Origin of the sequence: Flavobacterium sp., from assembly GCF_035456225.1 — a bacterium.
In the GTDB taxonomy this organism is placed as follows: domain Bacteria; phylum Bacteroidota; class Bacteroidia; order Flavobacteriales; family Flavobacteriaceae; genus Flavobacterium.
In genome coordinates, this window is sequence record NZ_DATIDM010000137.1 from 1 (window position 1) to 14,758 (window position 14,758).

17 protein-coding genes and 1 tRNA gene are annotated in these 14,758 nt (G+C 39.1%); 13 read left to right on the top strand and 5 right to left on the bottom strand.

Annotation, left to right across the window (positions count from 1 at the left end; translation table 11 throughout):
* From VLB74_RS08165 to VLB74_RS08190, 6 genes are all read left to right on the top strand, one after another.
* A partial coding sequence (locus VLB74_RS08165; protein ID WP_325202963.1) for a DUF6252 domain-containing protein occupies positions 1–451 on the top strand: 451 nt, incomplete at its 5' end.
* A gap of 34 nt (positions 452–485) precedes the next feature.
* Complete coding sequence (hemW, locus tag VLB74_RS08170) at positions 486–1,622, top strand: radical SAM family heme chaperone HemW (RefSeq protein WP_325202964.1); 1,137 nt, start codon at positions 486–488, stop codon at positions 1,620–1,622.
* 39 nt (positions 1,623–1,661) lie between these two features.
* Positions 1,662–2,435: a cyclase family protein gene (locus tag VLB74_RS08175; RefSeq protein ID WP_325202965.1), complete on the top strand. Its 774-nt coding sequence runs from the start codon at positions 1,662–1,664 to the stop codon at positions 2,433–2,435.
* Positions 2,432–2,827 (top strand): MmcQ/YjbR family DNA-binding protein, encoded by a 396-nt coding sequence (locus VLB74_RS08180; protein ID WP_325202966.1) that lies wholly within the window; start codon positions 2,432–2,434, stop codon positions 2,825–2,827. The genes VLB74_RS08175 and VLB74_RS08180 overlap by 4 nt, the downstream gene beginning before the upstream one ends.
* Positions 2,817–3,245, top strand: coding sequence for a hypothetical protein (locus VLB74_RS08185; RefSeq protein WP_325202967.1), 429 nt, complete (start codon positions 2,817–2,819; stop codon positions 3,243–3,245). The genes VLB74_RS08180 and VLB74_RS08185 overlap by 11 nt, the downstream gene beginning before the upstream one ends.
* Positions 3,246–3,297: 52 nt before the next feature.
* The gene (locus VLB74_RS08190; protein WP_325202968.1) at positions 3,298–4,014 is read left to right on the top strand and encodes a PH domain-containing protein; all 717 of its coding nucleotides are present in this window, start codon (positions 3,298–3,300) and stop codon (positions 4,012–4,014) included.
* Between the two features lie 110 nt (positions 4,015–4,124).
* Here the strand turns inward: VLB74_RS08190 and VLB74_RS08195 are convergent, their stop codons facing one another.
* Positions 4,125–5,225, bottom strand: a complete 1,101-nt coding sequence (locus VLB74_RS08195) for a DUF4407 domain-containing protein (RefSeq protein ID WP_325202969.1) — start codon at positions 5,223–5,225, stop codon at positions 4,125–4,127.
* Between the two features lie 253 nt (positions 5,226–5,478).
* Here VLB74_RS08195 and VLB74_RS08200 point away from each other — a divergent pair, with 253 nt between their 5' ends.
* A complete protein-coding gene (locus VLB74_RS08200) occupies positions 5,479–6,303 on the top strand; it encodes a hypothetical protein (protein WP_325202970.1) in 825 nt (274 codons plus the stop codon).
* Between the two features lie 66 nt (positions 6,304–6,369).
* On the opposite strand, the gene VLB74_RS08205 is transcribed toward VLB74_RS08200, so the two are convergent.
* Positions 6,370–7,758: a dipeptidase gene (locus tag VLB74_RS08205; RefSeq protein WP_325202971.1), complete on the bottom strand. Its 1,389-nt coding sequence runs from the start codon at positions 7,756–7,758 to the stop codon at positions 6,370–6,372.
* A 241-nt stretch (positions 7,759–7,999) separates the two neighbouring features.
* Here VLB74_RS08205 and VLB74_RS08210 point away from each other — a divergent pair.
* A tRNA-Leu gene (locus VLB74_RS08210) sits at positions 8,000–8,081 on the top strand.
* Between the two features lie 249 nt (positions 8,082–8,330).
* Entirely contained in the window at positions 8,331–9,182 is an 852-nt protein-coding gene (locus VLB74_RS08215) for a hypothetical protein (protein WP_325202972.1), read from the top strand.
* Between the two features lie 30 nt (positions 9,183–9,212).
* On the opposite strand, the gene VLB74_RS08220 is transcribed toward VLB74_RS08215, so the two are convergent.
* A complete protein-coding gene (locus tag VLB74_RS08220) occupies positions 9,213–9,686 on the bottom strand; it encodes a hypothetical protein (RefSeq protein WP_325202973.1) in 474 nt (157 codons plus the stop codon).
* A gap of 87 nt (positions 9,687–9,773) precedes the next feature.
* Here VLB74_RS08220 and VLB74_RS08225 point away from each other — a divergent pair, with 87 nt between their 5' ends.
* Both VLB74_RS08225 and VLB74_RS08230 read left to right on the top strand, forming a co-directional pair.
* On the top strand, positions 9,774–10,454 hold the full coding sequence (locus VLB74_RS08225) for a glycerophosphodiester phosphodiesterase (protein WP_325202974.1): 681 nt from the start codon (positions 9,774–9,776) through the stop codon (positions 10,452–10,454).
* The gene (locus tag VLB74_RS08230) at positions 10,451–11,668 is read left to right on the top strand and encodes a BaiN/RdsA family NAD(P)/FAD-dependent oxidoreductase (protein ID WP_325202975.1); all 1,218 of its coding nucleotides are present in this window, start codon (positions 10,451–10,453) and stop codon (positions 11,666–11,668) included. The genes VLB74_RS08225 and VLB74_RS08230 overlap by 4 nt, the downstream gene beginning before the upstream one ends.
* An 11-nt stretch (positions 11,669–11,679) precedes the next feature.
* Here the strand turns inward: VLB74_RS08230 and VLB74_RS08235 are convergent, their stop codons facing one another.
* Together VLB74_RS08235 and VLB74_RS08240 are read right to left on the bottom strand one after the other, a co-directional pair.
* A complete protein-coding gene (locus tag VLB74_RS08235; RefSeq protein WP_325202976.1) occupies positions 11,680–12,198 on the bottom strand; it encodes a hypothetical protein in 519 nt (172 codons plus the stop codon).
* Positions 12,199–12,392: 194 nt separating this feature from the next.
* Entirely contained in the window at positions 12,393–12,869 is a 477-nt protein-coding gene (locus VLB74_RS08240) for a TspO/MBR family protein (protein WP_325202977.1), read from the bottom strand.
* 103 nt (positions 12,870–12,972) lie between these two features.
* Here VLB74_RS08240 and VLB74_RS08245 point away from each other — a divergent pair, with 103 nt between their 5' ends.
* The gene (locus VLB74_RS08245; RefSeq protein WP_325202978.1) at positions 12,973–14,055 is read left to right on the top strand and encodes a diphosphomevalonate decarboxylase; all 1,083 of its coding nucleotides are present in this window, start codon (positions 12,973–12,975) and stop codon (positions 14,053–14,055) included.
* Between the two features lie 48 nt (positions 14,056–14,103).
* Positions 14,104–14,758 (top strand): mevalonate kinase family protein (locus VLB74_RS08250; RefSeq protein WP_325202979.1); only part of this gene is annotated, 655 nt, incomplete at its 3' end.

Below are 14,758 nucleotides of genomic sequence, written 5' to 3' on the forward strand. Positions count from 1 at the left end.
TCACACATCGGATTTTAGCACCATAAGTGGTTCATTCCTAATTTCTTATATAGATTACCCCCCAACAATAAGCGGTTTAGGAACATTTGCCAAAATAAACAACCAGGATTGGTATGGTACACAAAGTAGTTCTTCAGGTGATCTTTCCACTACCACGTTAAATATCAAAAACGGAAGTCAGTATGAAATCGGAATTGTTTACCCATATTTCTCTCCAGAGGAAGGTACTTTTAATTTCAGCGACAATAATGCAGATAACAGAATCGCTTTCTCAAAATACGATCCTGCTACGCACCAAACAATTGAGTACGATGTAACAGGAACCATAACTTACGCTACGGTTACTGCGAATTATGTTCAGGGAACATTCAGCCTAACAGCAACACACCCTACAAACGGAACTACAATTACAATTTCTAACGGAACTTTCAAAGAAAGAGCTGCAAACTAAACAAATCAGAGGGGCTGTTATCAGCCCCTTTTTTATGGCAGGAATTTACATACATATCCCTTTTTGCAAGCAGGCATGTCATTACTGCGATTTTCATTTTTCGACTTCACTGAAGAAGAAAGACGAGATGGTTTTGGCCTTAGCCAAAGAAATCCGACTGCGGAAAACAGAGTTTGGCAACGAGATAGTGGAAACTATTTATTTCGGTGGCGGAACCCCTTCGATACTACAGATTGAGGATTTAAGACTTTTGATTGATGAAGTCTATAAAAACTTCACGGTCTCCGAAAACCCTGAAATAACGGTAGAAGCCAATCCGGATGATTTGTCGGAAGAACGAATTATCGAATTATCAAATAACAGGATAAACCGTTTATCAATCGGCATCCAATCTTTTTATGAAGACGATTTAAAGCTGATGAATCGCGCCCACAATTCGACGGAAGCTAAAAAATGTTTGGAAATCGCTACAAAACACTTCGACAATATTTCAGTCGATTTGATTTATGGGATTCCGGGGCTTACCAACGAACATTGGCTACAGAATATCCAAACGGTGCTGGACTTAAACATTCCTCACATTTCAAGTTATGCCTTAACGGTAGAACCGAAAACAGCGCTGCAGAAGTTCATCAAACAAGGGATCGTTCCTCAACCTGATGATGCCGTAGCTCATGAACAGTTTCTTATGCTGGTGGACATCCTCGAATCCAATGGGTACATTCACTACGAATTGTCGAATTTTGGAAAGGAAAATTATTTTTCACGAAACAATTCAGCTTACTGGCTGGGCAAAAAATATCTAGGAATCGGTCCGTCCGCTCACAGTTATGACGGAACCAACCGAAGCTGGAATATCGCCAATAATCCTCTTTACATAAAAGCGTTAGCCGAAGACAAATTACCCCGCGAAACCGAAGAATTAACGGCAACCGATCGTTATAACGAATACATCATGACTGGTTTGCGCACCACTTGGGGGGTTTCACTGGAACGAATCAAAGTCGAATTCGGAGAAAACATGTTGCATTATTTACTACAAAATGCACAGCGTTACCTTGATGATGAAAAACTGATTTTACAGGACAACATTCTCAAAACCACCAAAAAAGGAAAATTCTTTTGTGACGGAATTGCATCTGACTTGTTTTACTTAAATTTGGAGGAATAATAGAAAAGCAGACAGATCCGATTAATCCGCGTTCCATAAATGAAAGCCACCATACAAAACAAAGAGCAAGTCTTTACAATAGACTTATCCAAACCACTTGACATTTCATTACCATTAAGCAATACCGATCAAAATCCGATTGCCTGGTACATCGAAAAACCGGAAATCGAACCCGTTCGTTTTGGAGATTGGATAGGTAAAGTTTCCGAAGGAAGTTCATCAACCAATTTCAACAACATTTTTTTCAACCCGCACGGGCACGGGACACATACGGAATGCCTGGGACACATCACACGCGATTTTTACAGTATCAATCAGTGTCTGAAGCAATTCTTTTTTACGGCAGAAGTAATTTCCGTACAACCACAAGCCGATGGTGAAGATTATGTGATCACAAAAGCACAGATTGAAAAGGCTTTACAGGGAAAATCTCCGGAAGCCATCATTATCAGAACATTGCCCAATTCCACTGAAAAAACCTCGAAAAAATATTCGAATACGAATTGGCCTTATCTGTTGGATGAAGCGGCGACTTTCATCCGCGAAAGCGATATCCAACATCTTTTAATCGATTTACCAAGCGTCGATAAAGAACACGATGAAGGAAAACTACTGGCACACAAAGCGTTTTGGAATGTAAAAGACGTAAACAACCTGAATAGTGATGCGAGAATGAACGCTACCATCACCGAACTGATTTATGTAGAAAGCCAAATTGCTGATGGCAGTTACATACTAAACCTGCAAATTGCTTCGTTTGAAAATGATGCGAGTCCGAGCAAACCAATTTTATATAAAATAATACAGTCATGACCATAGACGTTTACTACGATTACTGTCTGGCAAAAAAAGGCGTCACTGAACATTTTCCGTTTGATGAAGACACGCTGGTTTTTAAAGTAGGTGGAAAAATGTTTGCTTTATCGTCGTTGCAGGAATGGGAAAACGGAACGCCTTCGGTAAACCTAAAATGCGACCCGGATTGGGCTTTAGAATTGCGCGGACAATATGATGATATTCAGGCAGGCTACCACATGAGCAAAGTGCATTGGAATACGGTAAAAATAAATGGTTCGGTTTCCGATGGGTTTATCAAAGAACTAATCGACCACTCTTACGATTTGGTATTTAAAACATTGACAAAAAAAACACAAAAGGAAGTCGAAGAAGGAGATAACTTTAATAACAATACTTATGATTCATAACTATTTTATCCTGGTTACTGTAACGCTAATCACACTAACATTTTCTACAGTCAGAGCACAAGAAAAAGCAAACGAGGAAATTTCTGTTTTTAATCCAATCGACTTTAGTAAAAACATTTCATTCGATGGAACAACTCTAGGAACTGTGACTTTCCCGACAACTTTTACAGAACAGCCTTCCTTTTCGATGGAACGGAAATCGTTACAACTTCCCGCCATTGCTTTAAACTTTGAGAATGTCAAAACATCATATATCAATGAAGATTATAAACCTTCTTCAAGTTATTCGAATTATTTATATTGCAATACAAATATGAGCAGTAAAACCATAATGGAAAATATGGCCCTTGAATATCTAGTGGACCAATGTTTTGGCAGTTTTAAACTCATCAAAAGCAAATGTAATTCCAAAAAATAAAAATAGGCATTACTTTTGATGCCAATTTCACGACAAATTATATTAAAATACAATGATTGACAATTTAAAGAAAATATTAAACGAAGACCAGGATCCGAAAGCGATTGAAAAAATCACATCCAAACTGGAAAATTTATTAATGTCCAATGAAGAAGTGGGCTATATCGCCGTACAAAAAAAACCGGCAGTGACCATTTTACCGGACAGTATTGTGGTGACCAACAAACGAATTATCCTTTGTAAACCGAAAAATTTAGGTTTATCAATGGAATTCACCGATTACGATTGGGATGACATTGCCGCAGCGTTTGTAAAAGAAGGCATTTTAGGTGCTGATTTTACGTTTACGACCAAATCAGAACTAACGCTTACTGTTGATTATTTACCAAAAAATCAGGCACGAAAACTATATACGTTTGCGAAAGAACAATTGGATTTACTGAAAAATCCGACGGCTGCAGCTCCAATAGCATCGACTCCTATTACCGAAGAAGTAAAAGAAGAAATTTCGGTTGTGACTGAAGAAGCAATTGAAGAAATGGAAACCGAAGAAGTAACTTCCTTTGCCGAAATCATGCCTTCAACTCCTGTAGTTCAGGAAAACATTTCGGAACCGGCACAACAATCAAGCGGCGAGAAAAAATTAAGTGAAATGAGCAGCGACGAGCTGTTTGCCAAATTGCAGAATTACAAAAAACTACTGGATAATGGATTGATTCTTCAGGGCGAATATGACAAACTGAAAGCCGAAATTTTACAGTACATGTAGAGAATAGGCATAAGGAAAAAGTTAAAAGGGATAAGTGTTATGAAACCGCTTATCCCTTTCTCTTTTTTTTCCTTTTCCCTCATCACTTATTATCCCTTTTCCCTTAAAACTTACATTACATTCTTCTGCTTCTCTACATAGTTATCCGACTGTAGTTTCAGCAATTCGGAAGCCGCTTTGCGTTTGTAATCGTAAATTTCTTTGTCTTCGCGGATATCAGCATACACTTTATCGTAAATGGCCGCATCGGTTTGTTTTTGAAGATTGCGTTGATACACATTCTGTTCAATCAAGACTTTCAGAGCCGTTTCATTATCTTCTAACTTGAAATCATATTCCCCGCGCGGAGACAGCAATTTTGCAATAATCGGCGAAGTTTCCACCGCTAAAAACAGCAACATGATAAAGAACGATGGCAACCAAGGCAGTTTATCCAACGCATTGATTCTTGCCATTAAACCGTCAAATCCGTCGATAATGGGTTTGGAATCAGCTACTTTTTTGTCCAGATCGGCCTGAAGCGTTTTGGATCTTGCTTCTTTTTCGGAAATGGTTTTAGCCGAGGTCGTTTTTAAGGAATCCAACTGTCTTAAAGCCAAATCGTGTGCCGCTCGTTTTTCTTTATAAATCGGGCCTTTCCCCATTTTTTTGGTTCCGGCCGTACCTTCGGCTTCGGTGATGTAGGACTGGTACAAATCCGCCACTTCTTTTTCTTTGGCTTTGATGTTCGATTTGAGGCTGTCGATTTCCGATTGGTTTTTCGTCACATCGCCTTTGAAATAATTGGTTACCTGATTTTTATTGACAATGGCCATTTCATTTTTCTCTTTCAGTAAAACCGTATTGATTTCTTTTTCGAAAATTTTGATTTCCAATGGTTTTGAAATTACGATGGCGATAATCATGGCCAAGACAATTCGGGGAGACGCCTGAAGCAATTCACTGCGAAACCGGTCTCTTTTTCTGATGGTGGAAACGATGAATCTGTCCAAATTGAAAATAAGTAAACCCCATACAATTCCGAAGAAAATGGCATAATATACATTATCGAAAACGGTAAATAAAGCATAACTGCCAGCAATAAAAGCCATTACAGCCGTGAAGAAAACGGTGGCACCTACGCCTACATACTTGGTTTGTTCGCCTTCGCTGCAAGTATCGAGCAAAGTCCTATCTGCGCCGGAGCACAAAATGAAAAAGCGTTTTAACATGATGATGATTTTTGATTGATGATGATACTGCAAATTTAGCACCATTTTTTATATCATATTGTAAACCAACGATTTATTTTTATTCAATTTTATCATTTTCGAAAACTCCTAACAAACATTCTATTGATTATCAATAATTTATGTTAAAATAATTGTAAATTTGTATTAAATACCTCAAGATTTCAAAAAACCACAAGCCTCAAATTTCAAAAAAGAATTACTCACTGATTCCTAAATACTAAATTTTGAAATTATGAAAGCTGTCAACTACAAATTCTTATTGCCCTTTTTAGTTCTATTCTTTGCTAATAATTTACTCTTCAGTCAGGCAGAAGCCGACAAACCAATGTATCTGACTGCAACTACCATGCATTGGAACGCCAATCTCGATAATTTTTCTCAGGACGAATGGAAAGCCGTTGAAAAAGAATATTTCGACAAAGTGGTTATGAAAAATGAATTCATAAAAGGTTCCAATGTTGCCATCCATTATTTTACAGCGGATAATACCGAAATTATTTTCGTGTATGTTTACGAAAATTGGGATGCCATTAAAAAAGCCCAGGATCGTTTTGAGGAATTGGAAAAACAAGCCTGGCCCGACGAAAAAAAACGAACTGCTTTTTTTGAAAAGAGAGAGAGTTACTACGACGGCCATCATTCCGACGAAATCTACGCTACACTTCCCGGCGCTAAAATGATGCCGAAAATAGCTGATAAACAAATGGTGTATTACTTGAGAAAAAGCTCTTTTGCCAAACCGAAAGACGGTTCGGAAAAGGAATTCAATGAGCTGAACAAACAATTATTTGATGCAGTGATCAATAAAAACGAATTCATAAAAGCTTATTATCCTCACAGACATGCCTGGGGCTCCAACAGTACCGATTTTTTAGAGGTATTTGTTGTTGAATCGTTGGGAGACATTGAAAAAGCGTTTAAAAGGGATGACGAACTTTTCAAAGCGCAATGGAAAGACGAAAAATCGCAAAAAGAATTTGATAAAAAAATGGGCAAATATTTCCACAAAACCCATTCCGATTACATTTACCGCTCGGTAGTCGGACTCGAAAAATAATTTCAGAAAATCATAAAAAAATCCGCTTTTCAAAAGAAGAAGCGGATTTTTATTTATGTCTGATTTTTACTTGCTTAACGCGACAAAATATTTGTAGAACAACGGAATTGTCTCAATACCTTTCAGATAATTGAACACGCCGAAATGTTCGTTTGGCGAGTGAATCGCGTCACTGTCCAAACCGAAGCCCATCATAATGGTTTTAGATTTCAATTCTTTTTCAAACAATGCTACAATCGGAATACTTCCTCCGGAACGCACCGGAATCGGTTGTACGCCAAAAGTATCCGCATAGGCTTTCTCGGCAGCCTGATATCCTACAGAATCAATAGGTGTTACATAACCCTGACCTCCGTGATGCGGCGTAACTTTAACTTTTACTGCTTTTGGAGCAATGCTTTCAAAGTGTTTGGTGAACAATTCGGTAATTTCTTCCCAATCCTGATTCGGTACCAAACGCATGGATATTTTCGCATACGCTTTGCTTGCAATAACGGTTTTTGCGCCTTCTCCCGTATAACCTCCCCAGATTCCGTTTACGTCTAGCGTAGGACGGATGGAGTTTCTTTCGTTTGTCGTATACCCTTTTTCACCATATACATCTTCGATATCCAATGCTTTTTTATAAGCTTCTTCAGAATAAGGACGTTCTGCCATTTTTTCTCTTTCTGCCATGGAAAGCTCTTCCACTTTATCATAGAAGCCCGGAATAGTAATATGATTGTTCTCATCATGCATAGAAGCAATCATTTTTGTCAATACGTTGATTGGATTGGCAACGGCGCCACCATACAATCCAGAGTGTAGGTCGCGGTTCGGACCGGTAACTTCCACTTCTACATAACTTAATCCGCGAAGACCTGTCGTAATGGATGGTTGTTGATTGGAAATCATTCCCGTATCGGAAATCAGAATCACATCGTTAGCCAATTTGGCCTGATTGCGTTCCACAAACCAGCTTAAACTTGAAGAACCTACTTCTTCTTCCCCTTCAATCATGAATTTCACGTTACAAGGAAGACAATTGTTCTGGATCATGTATTCGAATGCCTTAACGTGCATGTACATCTGACCTTTGTCATCACAGGCACCACGGGCAAAGATTGCCCCTTCCGGATGCAATTCTGTTGATTTGATAACCGGTTCAAACGGTGGCGATGTCCATAATTCAATCGGATCAGCCGGTTGCACATCATAATGACCATACACCAATACGGTCGGCAGGTTTTTATCGATTATTTTTTCTCCGTAAACGATGGGATAACCTGGTGTTTCACACAATTCCACGAAATCACAGCCTGCTTTTTCAAGACTTGCTTTTACAGCATCAGCAGTGTCGATAACATCTTGAGCGTAAGCACTGTCGGCGCTTACCGAAGGAATCTTCAATAATTCTATTAACTCATTAAGAAAACGTTCCTTATTTTCCTGAACGTACTGTTTAATATTGTCCATTATGTTGTTAAAATGATGAAAGCCAAATGTACAAAAAATCAAAAAGAAAATAACCAATTCCGAATTTCAATACCCAAATTGTATTTTCACAAGAAAACCTAAAATGCAAAACACTAAAAGTAAAACAGTTACCCTCTTCCGGATAAAAAGTTTCAGGAAATTATGTTTTGAAATTTGCAATTTTAAAAGTTATGCCTATCTTTGCCCCACTTAATGAAACAACTACTTGTTTTATAAGCCTGCGGGTGTGGTGAAATTGGTAGACACGCCAGACTTAGGATCTGGTGCCTCACGGTGTGTAGGTTCGAGTCCTATCACCCGCACAAAAAGCTTCTCAAATCGGGAAGCTTTTTTTATTCCCTTTCTTTACCGACTTTATTTCACCATCTAAAACTTCTGTTTTTTTGGTTATTCAAAATATATCAATCCCAAAAAATAGCTTCAAAAAAGAAAATTTAAACTACCTTTAAGTCTCACTACCAACCACAAGGCAACTCAAAACTTGGTTCTGAATTCACATTCGGGAACCGCTTTCTCGTTACAAAAATGTGCTAATATCAAAAAGTAACATCATGCGAAAAATAATTTCACTTTTCGGACTGCAGGATTCGGATTTGAACGACAAAAAATTAATCCTTGCAAAAATTATCCTGATTTTTCTGTGTATCCTTTCTGTTTCCCTCCTGATCAGCATGTTCGTCTTGAGCCAGTATGCTTTACGTTATGGTCTGATCCTGTTCATCGTTTGGCTGGTAAGCTTAATGCTCGCATCACTTATCAAAAGAAATAACACCAAGGCCATTGCCTCTATCTACATCTCTTTTCTACTAATCATGATCCTACTGTTCTCCTTGAGCGGTGGCGGAATTAAAGCACACGGAATCAAACTTTTGCCAATAGTCGTTTTATTTGCCGGGCTTACCATGGGAAAGCGTGAGATATGGATTTTTGGAATTATCGCTGCTTTAGTGGGGTTGTTTCTGGTTTTTGCCGAACAAAACAATTTACTTCCCAGAAAAGAACCTCTCGGCTTTAGCCCCATTGTGCATTGGACCTTCACCGTAACCAGCATTTTTTTACTGTGTTTTCTGGAGAACCTGTCTGTGGAAACACTTCGGAAAGCTCTTATAAAGTCCAAAGAAGAACTGGGCCTCAGAATCAAATCCGAAGAAACCCTAAAACTCAGAAACGAAAAACTTGTCGAAATTGCGCAATTTCAATCCCATATGGTCAGAGGTCCCGTAGCGAGTATAGAGGGATTAATCAGTTTAATTAATTTTGAAAATCCCAACGCTCCGGAGAATTTTGAAATAATCCAAAAACTGAAAACCGCTACTGAAAACCTGGATTCGGTAGTGAATCAGATTGTGAAAAAAACAGACGAAATCAATGAAACACAAAAAGAGAAACCCAATATCGGTTAATTGGGACGATTCCTTGCAAAAAAACTATCCTTATTTCAGCGGACGCAGGGTATTGCTATACGTTATTATGTAAGGATTCCCCTGTTGCAAAGCGTCTTTCATCACATAAACAAATTTGTACTTTTTCGCATTTTCAACATCAATCAACGCTTCTTTTTTACTTGATTCATCTGTGATTTTAGTATCAACCCTATTATTAATAGTGATGTAACCCGCAATTCCCGTACCCAAATTACTGATCGGAACTCCGGAATACAAGACCTTATTTTCATTTGTAATGGTAACTTTCTCACCTTTGAAACCTTTGGTCAGAATTATAACCGATGCTGTTTCGCCAGTAGCTTTCATCTCGGATAAGAATTTCTTTTTTGCGCTTGGAGAAACCGATCTGAAATCATCACGATACTGAACAGCAGGTTCTTTTTTCTCTTCCGCAACAGTTTTTTTAGACGAACAACCTATTGCAAAAATCACCATCAACAAAAGAATAACTCCCTTTTTCATACGCTTTCATTATTAATCCTTACTATTTAACGAACCACACTGCAATCTATTATATCTTTGTATAGTTAAATAAAAGTCAAATTTTTCATGGCTCAGAAAATCGGACATCGCGGCGCAAAAGGACATTTAGCCGAAAACACGTTGGAATCCTTCCAAAAAGCATTGGATTTAAAGGTGGACGGAATCGAACTTGATGTTCACGTTTGTGCTTCCGGGGAGTTGGTCGTTTTTCATGATTTTACCGTTGAACGGATGACCGATGCCAAGGGAGAAATTCATAAACTGACATTATCCGAATTGAAAGAATTCAAAGTCGCAGGAGAATTTGAAATTCCGACTTTAGAAGAAACTTTTGATCTGATTAACAGAAAATGCTGGATTAATGTAGAATTAAAAGGACACGGTACCGCTCAACCCACCTGCGAACTGATTGAAAAATACGTTACTGAAAAAGGCTGGGAATACGAAGATTTCATCGTTTCCAGTTTCCAAAAGCAGGAATTGGAAAAAGTAAAAGCAAGAAATACCAAAATCCGATTGGCCACCCTGTCAGAAGCCAGTGTAGAACAGGCTTTGGAATGGGCAGACGAACTCTCGGCCTACGCCATCCACCCACATTTTTCCTTACTGACCGAAGACAACATCCATGAAGCTAAAAAGAAAGGCTACACTATAAACGTATGGACCGTAAATCAGCACGAAGATATCCAGCGATTAGAAGCCCAAAATATTGACGGAATTATATCCGATTTCCCAGACAGATTATGACGACAAATTACGATATACTAATCATAGGCGGTGGTGCGGCAGGATTCTTTACAGCCATCAACATCGCAGAAAACAATCCGAAGTTAAAAATCGCCATACTCGAACGCGGAAAAGAAGTGCTTTCCAAAGTAAAGGTTTCCGGCGGAGGACGCTGCAATGTTACCCATGCCTGCTTTATCCCGAATGATTTGGTAAAATTTTATCCGAGAGGCGAAAAAGAGCTGAAAGGTCCGTTTCACCAGTTTTGTTCCGGAGACACTATCGAATGGTTCGAAAAACACGGCGTTGAACTCAAAATCGAGGAGGACGGCAGAATGTTTCCGGTATCCGACAGCTCACAAACCATCATCGACTGTTTTCTAAATGCTGGAAAAAAATCAGGAATTGATATTTTAACCGGTCAAAGTGTGCAATCGATTTACAAAGGCGAAAATTACTGGAAAGCCGACACCAATCAACAGTCATTTAAATGCGAAACGCTGGTGATGACAACCGGAAGCAATCCGAAAATGTGGGAATTGATGGAATCACTCGGACATACCATCGAAGCTCCCGTTCCGTCATTGTTTACTTTCAACATCAAAGACTATCGGATTAAAGATTTAATGGGCGTTTCGGCATTTACATCCGTAAAGGTAAAAGACTCCAAACTGAAAGCATCAGGGCCTTTACTGATAACCCACTGGGGCATGAGCGGACCCGGTATTTTACGCCTTTCCGCCTGGGGTGCCCGTGAATTGGCAGCCAAAAACTATCAATTCACACTGCAGGTTAACTGGCTTCATGAAACCGATTTTGAAGAAGCATTGGATACGCTGAAAGACCTGAAGGAAGATAATGCAAAGAAACTGGTCATAAAATTTTGCCCTTTCGAGTTTCCGAAACGTCTTTGGGAAAGTCTGGTTAACGCATCGGGAATTTCAGCCGAAACCAAATGGGCCGACATTTCCAAAAAACAACTGACCTATTTAGCCAATCAGCTGACCAACGGTCAATTTCAGGTAAACGGAAAAAGTACTTTTAAAGAAGAATTCGTAACTGCGGGAGGCATCAACCTAAAGGAAATCGACTTTAAAACCATGCAAAGCAAAATCCACGACAATTTGTATTTTGCCGGGGAAATTTTAAATATAGATGCCATTACGGGCGGATTCAATTTTCAGAATGCCTGGACGGGAGGTTTCCTGGCAGCACGGTCTATTATCGAAAAGTAATATTTGCTTCTTTATTCCAAACCGCCTTTTAGCGATTCCTGCCACAATTTTAAGTCCCGCCATTTCCCTTCATAAGCCAATCGGGCCTGACGCGGCCAAGTCGAAGGATTATGGAAAGCGAATTGTTCTCCTGCTTTGCTCAAAATTTCGTTACAACGGTCTACCGACATTTCGGCGAAACTCTTCCAGGTCAGGATTCCGGAGGTTTTGAACAATTGCTCAATTTTCGGACCCACACCTTCAATCACTTTCAGATCGTTCTCTTCCACATCCCTTCCCAAAACCGAAGACGCAAAATCGTGATCAAACTCATGATATTCCATCGGTTCGGCCGTGAATCCCAAAACATGACTGCCGGAAGCTAGTTTCGCTTTCAAAACTTCATTTTCCGATAAAAGCACAGCCACTCTTCTTTTTAGCTTTTCAACTTCAGAAGTATCTCTTGAATTTGAATTTGACATCGATTTCCCAATAATATAGCCTAATAAAACGCCTACCAAACCAATAAGCAAAACAACAAAAGCTCCCATATCTCTAAATTTTAAGTTGATTCCAAAAAACCATTTTAACAAATAGCAGGGTTAAGAAAAGTGTGCAGAAACCATTCATAAAATTTGATTTCAGAAGATATTTTTGGGTATATATAAAGATAATAATAAAAGAAATTGCTGATTGTTAGATAGTTACAGTTATGGATGAAGTGCAGAAAAAATCGATAAAAAAACTATCGGTTCAGCCAGAAAACAGCAGCATTTAAAATCGTAGCGAAGCCAACCCACGCCAGATAAGGCAAAAGCAAGATTGCCGCTATTTTATCCACTCTTTTAAAGACAACATAGGTTTCGAAAATCATCAGCCAAAGCAGCGCTATTTCAACCAAAGCCAATAACGGATTGTGCAGTCCGAAGAAAAGGTAGGTCCACAAAATATTCAACCCCAACTGAATCGCGAAAAACTGCAAGCCTTTACGGACATTGATCCGATCCAATTCCATTCGGTCCCAAACCAACCCGGCGGATATCCCCATCATAATAAAAAGCATTGACCAAACCGGAGCAAAAACCCAGTCGGGAGGCGTAAAACCCGGTTTTATTAAATTCGGATACCAAACTTCAATACTATTGCCTATTATAAGTCTTGAAAAATAACCTATACACAAACAGGTAACAACAACGGTAAGAATTCGGGTGATTTTTTGCATTTGGCTAAATTATGTTTCAAAAATAGGAAAAAACCACAGATTCCAAAGCACTTTAGCAGCGAACTAACTAAAAATGTATCTTTGCTTAAATTTTTCAACTTTTATGATTTCTGAAAAGGATTTTATCCAAAATAATTATACTGTTTCCGTAGAAAGCGGCAATTTCGAATGGAGCGCTCCCAGTAACATCGCCCTGGTTAAATATTGGGGAAAAAAAGACAAGCAGATTCCGGCCAATCCATCCATCAGTTTTACGCTGAACAACTGCAAGACGATTACTAAATTGGGCTTTGCAAAAAAAGAAAAGGATGGCAATTTCTCATTCGATTTGTTATTTGAAGGGCAGCCAAAAGAAGATTTCAAGCCTAAAATCCAAAAGTTTTTCGAACGCATTTTTGAGTATTGTCCGTACCTGAAAGATTTTCATTTTACGATTGACACCCAAAACACCTTTCCGCACAGTTCTGGAATTGCTTCCTCTGCCTCCGGAATGGCTGCTTTGGCCATGAACATCATGAGTCTGGAAAAAGTTTTGAATCCAAACATTCCAGAAGATTATTTCTATCAAAAAGCTTCTTTTCTGGCCCGATTGGGTTCGGGAAGCGCCTGCCGAAGCGTAAAAGGTGAAGTTGTGATTTGGGGAAGTCATGCGGAAATCAAAGGAAGTTCCGATTTGTTTGGCGTTGAATTTCCTTCAACCATCCACAACAATTTCAACAACTATCAGGACACTATTTTATTGGTGGATAAAGGCGAAAAACAGGTTTCCAGCACCGTAGGTCACGATTTGATGTTTGGCCATCCGTTTGCCGAACAGCGTTTTTCTCAGGCACACCACAATTTATCGGCTATAAAAAGCGTTTTGGAAAGCGGAGATGTGGAACAGTTCATCAAAATCGTGGAAAGTGAAGCTTTGACGCTGCATGCCATGATGATGACGTCGATGCCGTATTTCATACTGATGAAACCGAATACACTGGAAATCATCAATAAAATTTGGAAATTCAGGAACGAAACACAAACACCGGTATGTTTTACGCTTGATGCCGGAGCAAATGTTCACGTACTGTATCCGGAAAACGTTAAAGGGAAAGCTCTGCAATTTATTAAGGACGAATTAGTTGGCTATTGTCAAAATGGTCAGTACATTTGTGATGAAATAGGATTGGGAGCTTTAATGATTTAATTTTTGTATATTTAGCCCATAAACTGAATATCGTAAACTGTAGCCCAAATGAAAGGACCGCTTTTTTACTCGAAAATCTTACTCTTCGGAGAATACGGAATCATCAAAGATTCCAAAGGCTTGTCTATCCCTTATAATTTCTATAACGGAGCTTTGAAAGTAGATGAAAATCCGTCTGAAGAAGCGCAAAAATCGAACACAAGTTTAAAGCGATTTGTGTCATACCTGAAAGATTTGCAAAGCGAACAACCCGAGTTGGTGACTTTCAATCTGGAAGTTTTAAAAGATGATGTGGAGCGCGGCATGTATTTCGATTCCAGTATTCCTCAAGGATATGGTGTTGGAAGCAGTGGTGCCTTGGTAGCAGCGATTTACGATAAATATGCCAATAACAAAATCACGGTTCTGGAAAACCTGACACGTGAAAAATTATTGCAGCTGAAATCCATTTTTTCAGAGATGGAATCGTTTTTCCACGGAAAAAGTTCGGGTCTTGATCCCTTGAACAGCTACTTGAGTTTACCGATTTTAATCAACTCCAAAGACAATATTGAACCGACCGGAATTCCTTCGCAAAGCGCACAAGGAAAAGGCGCCGTTTTCTTACTCGATTCGGGTATCGTGGGCGAAACTGCTCCGATGGTAAGCATCTTCATGGAAAACCTGAAAGAAGAAGGATTCCGTAAAATGCTGAAATCCCAAT

Coding starts and splice junctions, on each gene's coding strand:
- hemW (WP_325202964.1), top strand. CDS start 486: ATGGCAGGAATTTACATACATATCCCTTTTTGCAAGCAGGCATGTCAT.
- VLB74_RS08175 (WP_325202965.1), top strand. CDS start 1,662: ATGAAAGCCACCATACAAAACAAAGAGCAAGTCTTTACAATAGACTTA.
- VLB74_RS08180 (WP_325202966.1), top strand. CDS start 2,432: ATGACCATAGACGTTTACTACGATTACTGTCTGGCAAAAAAAGGCGTC.
- VLB74_RS08185 (WP_325202967.1), top strand. CDS start 2,817: ATGATTCATAACTATTTTATCCTGGTTACTGTAACGCTAATCACACTA.
- VLB74_RS08190 (WP_325202968.1), top strand. CDS start 3,298: ATGATTGACAATTTAAAGAAAATATTAAACGAAGACCAGGATCCGAAA.
- VLB74_RS08195 (WP_325202969.1), bottom strand. CDS start 5,225: ATGTTAAAACGCTTTTTCATTTTGTGCTCCGGCGCAGATAGGACTTTG.
- VLB74_RS08200 (WP_325202970.1), top strand. CDS start 5,479: ATGAAAGCTGTCAACTACAAATTCTTATTGCCCTTTTTAGTTCTATTC.
- VLB74_RS08205 (WP_325202971.1), bottom strand. CDS start 7,758: ATGGACAATATTAAACAGTACGTTCAGGAAAATAAGGAACGTTTTCTT.
- VLB74_RS08215 (WP_325202972.1), top strand. CDS start 8,331: ATGCGAAAAATAATTTCACTTTTCGGACTGCAGGATTCGGATTTGAAC.
- VLB74_RS08220 (WP_325202973.1), bottom strand. CDS start 9,686: ATGAAAAAGGGAGTTATTCTTTTGTTGATGGTGATTTTTGCAATAGGT.
- VLB74_RS08225 (WP_325202974.1), top strand. CDS start 9,774: ATGGCTCAGAAAATCGGACATCGCGGCGCAAAAGGACATTTAGCCGAA.
- VLB74_RS08230 (WP_325202975.1), top strand. CDS start 10,451: ATGACGACAAATTACGATATACTAATCATAGGCGGTGGTGCGGCAGGA.
- VLB74_RS08235 (WP_325202976.1), bottom strand. CDS start 12,198: ATGGGAGCTTTTGTTGTTTTGCTTATTGGTTTGGTAGGCGTTTTATTA.
- VLB74_RS08240 (WP_325202977.1), bottom strand. CDS start 12,869: ATGCAAAAAATCACCCGAATTCTTACCGTTGTTGTTACCTGTTTGTGT.
- VLB74_RS08245 (WP_325202978.1), top strand. CDS start 12,973: ATGATTTCTGAAAAGGATTTTATCCAAAATAATTATACTGTTTCCGTA.